This window comes from Mesorhizobium sp. L-8-3, from assembly GCF_016756615.1.
In the GTDB taxonomy this organism is placed as follows: Bacteria; Pseudomonadota; Alphaproteobacteria; order Rhizobiales; family Rhizobiaceae.
Genome location: NZ_AP023262.1, coordinates 845,360 through 857,701 on the forward strand (window position 1 = coordinate 845,360; position 12,342 = coordinate 857,701).

Annotated in this window: 14 protein-coding genes; 7 read left to right on the forward strand and 7 right to left on the reverse strand. The window is 62.7% G+C overall.

Annotated elements, in window-relative coordinates; all coding sequences use genetic code 11:
- Nucleotides 1-271: 271 nt before the first annotated feature.
- Nucleotides 272-835 carry a TetR/AcrR family transcriptional regulator gene (locus tag JN302_RS03885; protein WP_202334179.1) on the reverse strand — a complete coding sequence of 188 codons (564 nt, stop codon included), beginning with the start codon at nt 833-835 and terminating at the stop codon, nt 272-274.
- 110 nt (nt 836-945) lie between these two features.
- On the opposite strand from JN302_RS03885, the gene JN302_RS03890 reads away from it, so the two are divergent.
- From JN302_RS03890 to JN302_RS03920, 7 genes are all read left to right on the forward strand, one after another.
- The gene (locus JN302_RS03890; protein WP_446720712.1) at nt 946-1,920 is read left to right on the forward strand and encodes an alkene reductase; all 975 of its coding nucleotides are present in this window, start codon (nt 946-948) and stop codon (nt 1,918-1,920) included.
- 68 nt (nt 1,921-1,988) lie between these two features.
- Nucleotides 1,989-2,441 carry a DUF2147 domain-containing protein gene (locus JN302_RS03895; protein ID WP_202331870.1) on the forward strand — a complete coding sequence of 151 codons (453 nt, stop codon included), beginning with the start codon at nt 1,989-1,991 and terminating at the stop codon, nt 2,439-2,441.
- A gap of 59 nt (nt 2,442-2,500) precedes the next feature.
- A complete protein-coding gene (locus tag JN302_RS03900; protein WP_202331872.1) occupies nt 2,501-3,502 on the forward strand; it encodes an NADP-dependent oxidoreductase in 1,002 nt (333 codons plus the stop codon).
- Nucleotides 3,503-3,530: 28 nt separating this feature from the next.
- Nucleotides 3,531-4,382: an alpha/beta fold hydrolase gene (locus JN302_RS03905; protein WP_202331874.1), complete on the forward strand. Its 852-nt coding sequence runs from the start codon at nt 3,531-3,533 to the stop codon at nt 4,380-4,382.
- A gap of 45 nt (nt 4,383-4,427) precedes the next feature.
- Nucleotides 4,428-5,243: an oxidoreductase gene (locus JN302_RS03910; protein WP_202331876.1), complete on the forward strand. Its 816-nt coding sequence runs from the start codon at nt 4,428-4,430 to the stop codon at nt 5,241-5,243.
- Between the two features lie 54 nt (nt 5,244-5,297).
- Nucleotides 5,298-6,278 carry an aldo/keto reductase gene (locus JN302_RS03915; RefSeq protein WP_202331878.1) on the forward strand — a complete coding sequence of 327 codons (981 nt, stop codon included), beginning with the start codon at nt 5,298-5,300 and terminating at the stop codon, nt 6,276-6,278.
- A 45-nt stretch (nt 6,279-6,323) separates the two neighbouring features.
- Nucleotides 6,324-7,508 (forward strand): thiolase family protein, encoded by a 1,185-nt coding sequence (locus tag JN302_RS03920; protein ID WP_202331880.1) that lies wholly within the window; start codon nt 6,324-6,326, stop codon nt 7,506-7,508.
- Between the two features lie 125 nt (nt 7,509-7,633).
- On the opposite strand, the gene JN302_RS03925 is transcribed toward JN302_RS03920, so the two are convergent.
- The 6 genes from JN302_RS03925 to JN302_RS03950 all read right to left on the reverse strand — a co-directional run bounded on the left by JN302_RS03925 (nt 7,634) and on the right by JN302_RS03950 (nt 12,326).
- Nucleotides 7,634-7,981 (reverse strand): hypothetical protein, encoded by a 348-nt coding sequence (locus JN302_RS03925; RefSeq protein WP_244846185.1) that lies wholly within the window; start codon nt 7,979-7,981, stop codon nt 7,634-7,636.
- Between the two features lie 135 nt (nt 7,982-8,116).
- A complete protein-coding gene (gene pyrF / locus JN302_RS03930) occupies nt 8,117-9,073 on the reverse strand; it encodes an orotidine-5'-phosphate decarboxylase (protein ID WP_244846186.1) in 957 nt (318 codons plus the stop codon).
- Nucleotides 9,030-10,307: a TRAP transporter large permease gene (locus JN302_RS03935; RefSeq protein ID WP_202331883.1), complete on the reverse strand. Its 1,278-nt coding sequence runs from the start codon at nt 10,305-10,307 to the stop codon at nt 9,030-9,032. The genes pyrF and JN302_RS03935 overlap by 44 nt, the downstream gene beginning before the upstream one ends.
- Nucleotides 10,308-10,314: 7 nt before the next feature.
- Nucleotides 10,315-10,839 (reverse strand): TRAP transporter small permease, encoded by a 525-nt coding sequence (locus JN302_RS03940; protein WP_202310195.1) that lies wholly within the window; start codon nt 10,837-10,839, stop codon nt 10,315-10,317.
- Nucleotides 10,836-11,861 carry a TRAP transporter substrate-binding protein gene (locus JN302_RS03945; RefSeq protein WP_202310196.1) on the reverse strand — a complete coding sequence of 342 codons (1,026 nt, stop codon included), beginning with the start codon at nt 11,859-11,861 and terminating at the stop codon, nt 10,836-10,838. Before JN302_RS03945 ends, JN302_RS03940 begins: the two co-directional genes overlap by 4 nt.
- A 96-nt stretch (nt 11,862-11,957) precedes the next feature.
- Nucleotides 11,958-12,326, reverse strand: coding sequence for a hypothetical protein (locus tag JN302_RS03950; RefSeq protein ID WP_202310197.1), 369 nt, complete (start codon nt 12,324-12,326; stop codon nt 11,958-11,960).
- Nucleotides 12,327-12,342: the final 16 nt, after the last annotated feature.

A 12,342-nucleotide genomic window follows, 5' to 3' on the forward strand; every position in this document is an offset into this window, starting at 1 on the left:
ATGCCCCACCACTTAGCATGGGCACCTGGGAGTGGGTGTCGTCTCATTCCGTGCTGGTTTTTCAACAATCTTCGCCCAGCGAAACTGAAAGGCAGTCCGCGCGACTTGCCTCACGACAAGCAGCGATGAGCGCATCCTGGGGTCCGCCAGTCCAAGGGCACGCAGGAATGTTTCGTCCTGGATCAGCTCTTGTCGATCACGATTCGCCGTGCGGTAGACGCCGTGATTCTCAGGTCAGATCCGGGCGTCTCTGGGCTCCGGACAGAGCCATCTAGCTGGCAGATGCCGGACTGATCCCGGCATCGATCCAATCACGCGCCTGCGCCAGGACCTCATCCGAAAGCGCTGGATCGTCTACCGCCCGGGCGAGGATCACGGCCCCCACCATCGCTGCAAAGCTTCCGATCGCCACGCGGCGTCTGTCTGCCGCATCCAGCTCCGGGAGCGCCTTGCCGATACGGTCGATCTGAGAGCGAAGGCCTTCCGTCATGGCCGAACGTGCAGCCGGGGCCTGAAGGCGTACCGCCGCGGCAAGGGCAGCCGTCGGACACCCACCGGCGCAGTTGTCGCGATGCCGGGGTGACAGATAGGCCTCGGCATAAGCGCGAAGATCGCCTCCTGCGCCTGCGTCGACGGCGAGGACATGGGCAAGACTCTGCGCGATCAGATCATCCTTCGAGCTGAAGTGGCCATAGAATCCGCCATGAGTGAGCCCGGCAGCTTTCATCACCTCCGCCACGCCGACCGCGTCGAACCCCTTGTCGCGAAACAGCCGGCTGGCCTCATCCAGGATCCGGCGACGGTTCTCCGCCATCTGCTCTCGACTAACCTTCATTTCAAAATTCTCCGCGAGCGTCATTGACATTTACATGATGGCTATCATATTTAGGTGCAATCATGATAATCGTCATGAATATAAGCACGAACACGAAAGAGAGCAACCCTATGACCGAGTATTACGGCCAGCGCGCTTCGGCCGGCCTGCTGATCTCCGAGGCCACGCAGATCTCGCAGCAGGGACAGGGTTACCAGGATACGCCCGGCATCTACTCGCAGGCCCAGATCGACGGCTGGCGCAAGGTCACCACCGCCGTGCACGCCAAGGGCGGGCGGATTTTCCTGCAGCTCTGGCATGTCGGCCGCGTCTCGCACGTCGATCTCCAGGAGGACGGGGCGGCGCCGGTTGCACCCTCGGCGATCCGGGCCGCGACCAAGACGTTTGCCAATAATAGCTTCGTCGATGTCTCGGAGCCGCGCGCACTCGAACTGGACGAACTGCCGGGCATCGTTGAGGACTTCCGCAAAGCAGCCGCGAACGCGATTGCCGCGGGCTTCGACGGTGTCGAGATCCATGGCGCAAACGGCTATCTGCTCGACCAATTCGCCAAGGACGGCGCCAATGTCCGCACCGATGCTTACGGCGGCTCGGTCGAGAACCGCGCTCGTCTGATGCTGGAGGTCACGGCCGCGGTGGTCGAGGAAGTTGGCGCCGCGCGCACCGGCATCCGCATTTCGCCCGTCTCGCCCGCGAACGGCGTTTCGAGCAGTGATGCTCAGGCGCAGTTCGACTACATCGTCGATCAACTCAATGCCCTGGGGATCGTCTACATCCACGTCGTCGAGGGCGCCACGGGCGGGCCGCGCGACGTCGCGCCGTTCGATTTCGGATCGCTCCGTCGGCGCTTCAGGAACACCTATATCGCCAACAACGGTTATGATCTCGACCTTGCGACGTCGCGGTTGGCGGAAGACAAGGCCGATCTGTTCGCCTTCGGCCGGCCGTATATCGCCAACCCGGACCTCGTGGAACGGCTGAAGACGCGTACGCCTTTGGCGCAGTTCAACCCCGCGACGCTCTATGGCGGTGACTCCGCCGGCTACACCGACTATCCCGCCCTCAGCACCACGACCAATCCCTGACCCGTCGAACCCGCGCGGCATGCATTGCGCGCCGGTCGCGGAACGCCATCCCTTCGGAGATCGTCACCATGCAGATTCTGAATCGGTCCGCCTTCCTCGCGCTCAGTCTCGGAGCAATGATCGTCTCGCTGCCGGCGCAGGCGCAGAATGCCTCGCCCGTCGGCTTGTGGAGGAATGTCGACGATGTCAGCGGCAAACCGAGGGCTCTGATCCGTATCACGGAAACGGGCGGCGTCCTGCAAGGCAAAGTCGAAAAGGTCTTCCTCGCCCCGAATGAAAGCCCGATCTGCACGAAATGCGACGGCGCCTTGAAGAATGCGCCCGTCGTCGGCCTCACGATCCTGTCCGGCCTGAAGAAGGACGGGGCCGAATATACCGGCGGCCAGATCCTCGATCCCGACAGCGGCAAGGTCTACAGCAGCAAAATCCGGCTGACGGATGGCGGCAAGAAGCTCAACGTCCGCGGCTACATCGGTGTCTCGATGCTCGGTCGCTCGCAGATCTGGCTGCGCCAGGAATAAGGGTCTGGATCGGCAGGACGGCTGCTCGATCCGGAGCAGATCATTTGGAAAGAAACGCCATGAGAGCCTTCATCGTCGATCGATACAAGAAGAAGGGCGCCCTGCGCTTCGGCGAGATGCCGGAGCCGGCGCTGCGGGATGACGACGTCCTGGTTGAGGTCCATGCGGCCGGACTCAACCTTCTGGATTCGAAGGTACGGGATGGAGAATTCAAGCTCATCCTGCCGTACCGTCCGCCCTTCATCCTCGGGCACGACGTGGCCGGAACCGTGGTTCGGGTCGGATCCAAGGTCCGGCAATGCAAGCCGGGCGATGAGGTCTATGCCCGGCCGCGCGACGGCCGTATCGGGACATTCGCGGAGTTCATCGCCGTGAACGAAGCCGACGTGGCGCTGAAGCCCAGGAACATCAGCATGGAGGAAGCGGCTTCCATCCCTCTGGTCGGGCTTACCGCCTGGCAGGTGCTGGTCGAGCAAGCCGGTCTGCGAAAAGGGCAGAAGGTCCTCATACACGCGGGCTCCGGCGGCGTGGGCACTTTCGCCATTCAGCTTGCCAAGCATCTCGGCGCGACCGTCGCGACGACGGCGAGCGCCGCCAACGCCGCGATGGTGAAGGAACTGGGGGCGGACGTCGTCATCGACTATCGCAGCCGGAAGTTCGAGGAAGAGTTGTCGGGCTACGACGTTGTCCTCAATAGCCTCGACGCCACGACGCTGGAAAAATCGCTGAAGGCCCTGAGGCCCGGCGGCAAGCTGATCTCCATCTCCGGCCCGCCCGATCCCGCCTTCGCACGCGGCCAGGGCTTGAATGTGGTGCTCCGGCTCGTGCTGCGCCTGATGAGCGCGGGCATCCGCCGCAAGGCGAAGCGGGCGGGTGTCGACTATTCCTTCCTCTTCATGCGCGCCGATGGCGAGCAACTCGGCCGTATCACGAAGCTGATCGAAGACGGCACCATCCGTCCGGTCGTCGATCGTGCCTTCCCCTTCGAGCAATTGAACGAAGCCTTGGCCTACATCGACACCGGCCGCGCCAAGGGGAAGGTCGTCGTCACGCTGAAGTGACGCGATATCCCGAGAAAAGGACTCAACCATGGCCACCCACACCCGAAGCGCAGACTGGGAGACGGCGCCCACCCACCACGTCGAGGCTGCCGGCACCCTCTTCGCCTATCGCCGCCTCGGGCCTGACGCCGGCGTGCCGGTGGTGCTGCTCAATCATTGGGGCGCGAACCTCGACAATTTCGATCCCCGCATCGTCGAGGGTCTGGCGGCGGATCGGGCGGTCTATGCGCTCGACTATCGCGGCATCGGCAAGTCGGGCGGCAGAGCCCCGCTCACCATAGCAGAAATGGCCAGCGACACGATCGCCGCCATACGCGCGCTAGGCCTGACGTCGGTTGACCTGATCGGGTTCTCGCTGGGCGGCTTCGTCGCGCAACAGATCATGTTCGACGCGCCCGATCTCGTCCGCCGCGCCATCCTGGCCGGCACGGGTCCTGCGGGTGGGGCCGGAATCGAACGGGTCGGTCCGGTGTCGTGGCCACTCATCATCAAAGGGCTGCTGACCTTCCGCGATCCCAAATTCTATCTCTTCTTCACGTCGAGCGCGGCAGGCAAGCGAGCGGCCTCCGAGTTCCTTGCACGATTGAAGGAGCGGACGAGGGATCGTGACAGGGCGGTCTCGCCGAAATCCTTTCTGCGCCAGCTCAAGGCGATCAAGGCCTGGGGCCTCCAGCCGCCGCAGCCGCTGGACACCGTCCGCACGCCCGTTCTCGTGGCGAACGGCGATCACGACATCATGGTGCCGAGCGAGAACTCGACCGACCTGGCGCGCCGCATCCCTGGGGCCGAACTCGTCCTTTACCCCGACGCCGGGCATGGCGGCATTTTTCAGTATCACGATCCCTTCCTGGCCAAGGCAAAGGGCTTTCTCGGCGCCTGATCGACGCGGGTCGTTAAGGGACGCGCAACAGATTTGGAGACAGCGGTGAACTCAAATTCCAAAAGGACCGCTCTTGTTACGGGGGCCTCTTCCGGCATCGGAAAAGCGAGCGCCGAGGTCCTGGCACGCGCCGGCTTCACGGTCTTCGGCACGAGCCGCAAGCCGAGTGGCAACAGCGCGGGCCAGGTCTCGATGCTGGCTTGTGACGTAACCAATGAGGCTTCTGTGGCTTCGCTGGTTTCGACCGTGCTAGCAAACACCGGGCGTATCGACATTCTCGTCAACAATGCCGGCTTGGGCATGTTCGGAGGCGCCGAAGAATCCTCGGTCGCTCAGGTTCAAAGCCTGTTCGATGTCAATTTGTTCGGGGTCATGCGGATGACCAACGCCGTACTGCCCTCGATGCGGCGTCAGGGCGAAGGCCGCATCATCAATATCAGTTCGGCGCTCGGGTTCGTGCCGGCGCCCTATTCGGCGCATTACGCGGCGAGCAAATACGCGCTCGAAGGCTATTCGGAGTCACTCGACCATGAAATCCGCGGCTTCAACATCCGCGTCTCGTTGATTGAACCGGGCACCGTTCAAGGCTCCTTCGACCATAGCTCGCTGGAACCGGATTCCATGATGACGGAATATGACGCTGGGCGCGCCTGGGTGCATGGATTTTACGAGAAATCGAAGCTGACGGCTGACACGCCCGAAGACGTGGCGGACGCCGTGCTTCGGGCGGCGACGGCCAGGCACCAACGGCAACGCTACACCGTGGGCAAGGTCGCGTGGCAAGTCAGCCTGCTGCGACGGCTCATGCCTGCGAGCATGTTCGACAAGGCCTTGCGCCAGCAGTTCCGCATGCCGGGCTGATCGAGGCCGTCCCAGGCAGCCTAACCGCCCAGTCCCACCAACAAGGATAACGTTATGGATTACACGACGTTCGGCCGCACCGGCCTTCAGCTTTCCAGGCTCGCGTTGGGCACGGGAAACTTCGGCACCGGCTGGGGATATGGCGCCGATCCTGAGACAGCAGTGGCCATTCTGGACGCCTATGCCGCGGCAGGCGGCAATTTCATCGATTCCGCCGACGTCTACCAGTTCGGTCAGTCGGAAGAGATATTGGGCAAGGCGCTCGAAGGCCGGCGCGAGGATTTCGTGCTCGCCACCAAGTTCACCAACGGCGCCGCGCCGAACGCCAACCGGCTGGTGACGGGCAACAGCCGCAAGGCCATGGTCGCCTCGGTCGAGGCGAGCCTGCTGCGTCTGAAGACCGACCGGATCGACCTCTACTGGGTGCATCATCCCGATGGTCTCACGCCGATGGAAGAGATCGTGCGCGGCCTCGACGACCTCGCTCGCGCCGGCAAGATCCTCTATGCCGGCCTCTCCAACTTCCCGGCCTGGCGGCTGTCGCACGCCGCGACGTTGTCCGAACTGACGCGCGCGGTGCCAATCGCCGCTGCGCAGTTCGAGCACAGCCTCGTCCACCGCGAGCCCGAGGCCGATCTGTTCCTCGCCTGCGAGGCGCTGGAGATCGGCGTCGTCACCTGGTCGCCGCTCGGCGGCGGCGTGCTGACTGGCAAATATCGCAAGGGCGAGAAAGGACGCGCCGAAGGCTTTGGTGGCCGCGTCTTCCAGGCAGAAAACTCGCCGCAACGCACGGCCACGATCGATACTGTTCTGCAGGTTGCGGAAGAGGCCGGTGCCAGTCCCGATCGGGTCGCCATCGCCTGGGCCATGACCCATGGCGCGGTACCGATCATCGGACCCCGATCGCTCGCGCAGTTGGAGAGCAATCTGGGCGCGGCGGCGCTGACCCTCTCGGCTGAGCAGATTGGGCGCCTCGATGCAGCGAGCGCACCGGCGGGTGCGCCGCCTCGCGCGACGACGCGCGCCATTGCCTGACACCGACGCTGAATGGCGGACGCGCATCCTCACAGGAGATTTGACATGAGCCAGCCCGAGATCATCCTTGCCCATCCGGTCCGCACCGCGATCGGCGCCTATAACGGAACACTCAAGGGTGTGCCCGCCACCGAACTCGGGGCGATCGCCATCCGCGAGACCCTGCGCCGTGCCGGACTGTCGGGCGACGACATCGGCACCGTGGTGATGGGCAATGTCATCCAAGCCGGCAACCGAATGAATCCGGCGCGTCAGGCGTCGGTTGGTGGCGGCCTGCCGGTGTCCGTCCCGGCGCTTACCGTCAACCGCGTCTGCGGCTCGGGCGCACAGGCGATCCTGTCGGCGGCGCTCGAAATCATCGCCGGCGACAGCAACGCCGCCATTGCCGGCGGCATGGAGAATATGGACCGTGCGCCGTACCTCATGGATGGAGGCCGCTGGGGCTACCGCATGGGGCCGGCACAGATTCTCGACAGCATGTTGACCGATGGTCTGAACGACGCCTTCTCGGGCGAGCATTCCGGCTGGCACACTGAGGATCTCGTTACGAAGCTCCAGATCAGCCGGGGGGCGCAGGACGCCTTCGCTGCACGTTCGCAGCAGCGCTTCGTTGCTGCGCGGGACGCCGGCCGGTTCACGGACGAAATCGTGGCCGTCGAGGTGAAGGGGCGCAAGGGAACGGAGAGCTTTCTGGTCGATGAGGCTCCGCGAGCGGATACAACGGTCGAGACGTTGGCCCGTCTGAAGCCCGCCTTCCGCCCCGACGGGACCATCACCGCTGGCAACGCTCCGGGGCTGAACAGCGCGGCCGCTGCGTTGATCGTGGCCGAGCGCGGTTTCGCCGATGCGAAAGGACTGAGGCCCATGGCCCGCCTTGCCGGCTATGGCGTTGCGGCAGTCGAGCCGGGCTTGTTTGGACTTGGCCCCATCCCGGCCGTTCGCAAGGCATTGGAAAAGGCCGGCTGGGCGCTCGGTGAGGTCGAGCGTCTCGAGATCAACGAGGCCTTCGCCGCAGTGCCGATCGCGGTCGCGCGTGAACTTGGCCTGCCGGAGGACATCGTCAACGTAGAGGGAGGCGCCATCGCGCACGGTCACCCGATCGGCGCCACCGGAGCGATCCTCACGACACGGCTTCTCTATTCGATGAAGCGCGACGGAATCTCCAAAGGTATCGTCACCCTTTGTATCGGCGGCGGTCAGGGGATCGCTCTGGCGCTCGAAGGGCTTTAATCCGGAGGACTGGCGCCCGAAATAGCGATTAGGGAGGGCTGTGGAGAGCTATGGCGTAGACGTAGTTCTCATCATCACCCGGCGCGGTGCGCCATCTTTTCAATATCCTAGCCAGCCTCCGCAGACTAATCCGAAGTGTGCGGCCCCAACCGCCGAAAACTGTTGACGAAGACCATCAAAAGATCGTCGCGCCGCACGAAATAGGAGAGGCCGATCTGGTCTGGTGGTCCGTTGCCCGGAAGCCCGAGGACTTCACGAAACACAGCCTCGCTCATGGTGTCGTAGGTCGTATGGTTGCCGGTGGCGTGCCAGATCGGGGTCTTTGTCCGATCAAGCCATCCCATTTCCGTGTCGAGCCAATGCCGCCACTGTTTCCGCAGGGTAGCGGCATCCGGTACGAGACCGATGATTTCATCGCCCGGAAACAGAATGAACTCGGGCCGTGGACGTAGCCGCCTGACGACGGCGTTCACCGAGGCGAAGGTCTGTTCGTGCAAGGCATGCGGCACGCCCGAGCACGAGTCGCCATACAGCAGGAACTGGTGGCCTTTTCCGCGCGCAGAAGGGCGGGAATGGAATCGCGCATCGTCCCAAGCCGACCGGCAGCTTTATGGAGTTGAACAGACTGCCGCCCAGGCCTGATCTCTGTAGCGGTCGATCGCTTCCTTCAGTCCAGCGACGCTTGGCCCGTGTTTGAGGATCGCGCGCGAGACCGATGGGATCGTCCTTTGGATCGCACTGCCGAATTTTGCTTTCACATCCGCGATCTCGGCGCCTTGGGCACCGACCCCCGGCGCCAAGACGAGTGAGAGGGGTAGGCGATCGAGGATGGTGTTGTCCGCTGGATCGATCGTCGCGCCAATGACAGCGCCGACATGTCCGACCGTCTTGCCCGATCTTGCATTGATGGCGGTGATGGAGTCGGCGAGCGTCTCCGCTACGGTTCGGCCGTCGCCGTGACTGGCCTTCTGCAGGGAATGGCCATCCGTATTTGACGAGCGCACCACCACAAACACCGCTGCACCGCAATGTACCGCCCTGTCGAACACCGGTTGCAGCGCATCGAGGCCAAGGTAAGCCGTTACCGTCATTGCATCACCGCCGAAGCCGCTATCTTCTCCGAGCATCGCGCTCGCATATCCCGTCATGGTTCTGGAGAAGTCACCTCGCTTGCAATCAATCAGGGCGAGAGACCCTTGACTCTTCGCACGCGCGATGGAACTCGCCATGACCTCCATGCCGCCGGGGCCGAGACGCTCGAAGAAGCCGCACTGTGGTTTCACGACCGAGATGCGATCACTCGCTGCATCGAACACCGTTTCGCAGAACCAGCGCATTCCCTCCACCGTGTCGTTGAGCCCCCAGTGCCGGATGAGGTCCTCGGAAGGATCGAGTCCGAGAGAAAGGGGGGAGCGCTCCTGGGACAGTTCAACAAATCGTTCCGCAAAGCTTCGTGGAGATGGCCGCTGTCCTGTTTCCGAACCTCCTTGGAATATTGCTGACGGTCTCACTCGGTCCTCACTAGAACAGGAGATTTGGAAGGAATGTCGACAACCATGGGACATAGCTGACTAGCACAAGCACCAGCAGGTTGACGGCGATGAACGGCATGATTCCTGCAACGACCTGTTCGACCGGACGTCCGAGGGTCGCTGAGGTTACAGCCAGGTCCAGTCCAACCGGCGGCGTTATCATCCCGGTGCAGACATTCAGCGTTACGATCATACCAAAATGGATCGGGTCGATTCCAAGAGCGGTTGAAACGGGAAACAGCGTCGGCAGGAAGATGACCATGATCGAGTTCGGATCGAGAAACATGCCGCAGACCAGAAACAGGATGTTCACGCAAAGCATGAACACCACCCAGTTGACGTCGTTGTCCTGGATCAGCGCGAGCAATGTGCGGTCGAACCCTGCAAGTGTGATGAAATAGGCGAGAAGCGCACCCATCGCGAGCAGGATGAAGATCACGCCGGTCGAGACAGCGCTGTCACGCGCGATCGAGAAGACCTTGCGCAGGGACAGCGAGCGGAAGATGAAGACTTCCACAATAACCGCGTAGACTGCTGAAACAGCCGCAGCCTCGGTCGCGGTGAAGATGCCGCTGAAGATTCCGACGAGGATGATGGCTTGCATCAGAAGTGCCCACAACGCGTCGACGAAGGCAGACCACTTGCCGCGCCAGCCAACGCGCTCGACGCCGGGGATACCCTTGCGCCAGGCGGTATACGCGACCAGCGCCATGAAGCCGAGGCCGAGAACGACGCCGATCATCATGCCGGCCGCGAACAGCGAGGCAATGGAGGTGCCGGTCAGCCAGCTGTAGACGACGAAGGTGATGGAGGGCGGGATAAGCAGCGCACATTCGGCGCTGGATGCGATGAGCCCCAGGCTGAAGCGCTCGCTGAAGCCGGAACGCCTCAGTTCGGGGTAGGCGACGCGCCCCATCGCCGCCACGGTGGCGGGAGCCGAGCCGGCTGCGGCGCCGAATACCATGCAGGTAACGACCGTGGAATGGCCGAGCCCGCCCTGGCGATGGCCGACGAGGGCCCGGAACAGGCCGGCAAGCTGCCCTGCCATGCGGCCTCGCGCCATCAAGTCGGCGGCGAAGATGAAGAAGGGAATCGCCAGGAGCGTGACGACCTCAACGCCGCCAACCAGCCGCTGCCCGATAATGAGATCGGGCATCATCGGGTACATCAGGAACTTTGTCAGGACCGCCGGAATACCGAGAACCAGGAAGATCTCGGCGGCTAGCGCGAGAAGGATCGCCGCAAGAAAAAAAAGCAAGACAACCATGGAATCGCTACAGGTGATGCATGGGATCGATCTCGCGCGCGAAGCGGTCCGACCATCCGAACAGTTCGACCAGATATTGCGCCGCCATCAGCAGGAACCCGACGGGCATAACCCAGTAAAGCCAAGCTACCGAGAAGCCGAGGGTCGGGCTTGCCTGACCACTACGCGCTACGAAGAGCGTGATCTCCCAGCCCACCTTGACCATGTAAATGCTGAAGACCAGGCCGAGCAGGTTGATGAGTGTCTTGACACCACGCTGGGCGGGAGGCGGCATCCGGTCGAGGAGCATGCGCATGCCGATGTGGCGGCCGCCCTCGAGCGCCAAGCCGATCGCCAGGAAGACGATCCAGACCAGCCCGAACAAGGAGATCTCGTCAATCCACGCCAGCCGCGGCGCGAGTGAAGGCATGATCTCGCGCACCAAGACGTTGCCCGCGTAGCCGAAGGTCGTGGCCAACATAAGCAGGCCGAGCAGGACACCCTGCACGGCCTGCACGCGCCTGAGGGCGGCGACAACGCGCGCGCCCATCATCCAGCGAACTTCTTGTACTCGGCGTCGTAAATCTTGAGGACTTCCTCGCCTTCCGCACCGGCGAGCGCAATATAGGCATCGCGGGCCTTCGGCGCGGCTGCATCGCGTAGCTTGTCACGCTCGGCCTCGTTGGCGACGCGCACATTGACACCAGCCGCCTTGATGGCCTCAAGCGCGGTGCTGGCCGACTCTTCCTTCATCTTCTCGACCTCGGGACGAACCTCGTTGAAAGCCTTGGCGATGACGTCCTTATGGCCATCCGGTAGCGCCTGCCACCAGGTCGGGTTGAACAGCACGAAATCTTCCATCGCACCATGCTCGGTGACCACGAGGTTCTTCTGGACCTCATGGAACTTCATGGTGGTGATGGTATCGAGCGGGTTTTCCTGGCCGTCCACCAAACCGGTCTGTAGCGAGGTGTAGAGCTCGCCGAAATTGATGGCGACGGCGGTGGCGCCCAAGGCGGCGAACTGATCGATAAGGATCTTGGAGTCCATGACCCGGAACTTCTGGCCCGCCAGTTCGACCAGATTGTCGAGTGACTTGTTCGATGTCAGGCTCTTGCGGCCGTTGGGCCATTGGGTGAGCGCGTGCAGTCCGCGCTTCTCGAAGCTCTTGAGCAGCGCCTGGCCGAACGGGCCTTCGCGCAGTTTCTGCGACATTTCGCGATCGGTTGGCAGGAGGTAGGGAACGTCGAGGACCGACACGACCGGATTGAAACCGCCGAGGAAGGCGGCCGGCTGGACGGTGCATTCGATGGCGCCGAACTGTGTGCCCTCAATCATCTGGCGCGCATTGCCGAGCTGAGACTGCGGGTAGAGTGTGAACTCGACCTCGCCACCTGTGCGCTCCTTCACCAGCGCCCCGACTTTCTCCAGACCCTTGTGGCGCGGTTGCGCCGGCGATTCGAGATGCGCGACCTTGACCGGATACCTCGCAGTCTGGCCGAAGGCGACCTTCGGCATGATAGCCACAGCGGCCGCCAGCGTCCCCGACTGCAGGATTGTCCTTCTAGATACCATTGTGTTCACCCTCTTTATGATTGTCTAATTTTTGAGAAATGATCCATATATTGAGGACCCTGTCAACGCCCGTTCGGAAGGTAGCTGACGATCCGATCAGTCGGCCGGCACGAGTTCCGCGAGCCCGATTCTGTTCATCAGTTCCAATAGCTCTCCAGCTTCGCCGGGCTTGAGTTGGGTGGCTTCGCGAACGTAGCCGGTGAGACTGTACACAGCCTGGTTTGCGGTGGACAAATCCAGCGGTTCTCCATCGTACAGGTCGGCGAAGCGGCCGGCCAGGTCAGCCAACAGTCTCAGAAGACCTGCATGCTGGCCATCCTGGGATCGAAGCGCGAGAGATCTATGCTGGAACTCGTAGAAGGTGGCAACGCCGCCTTTCTGCATCTCCAACCATTGCAACAGATCCGAAAATTTCTGCTGCGACCGGATTTCGCATTCAACGTCCGCGGCTCGTTCGGTGTTCATTTTGCAATCCCTTCCA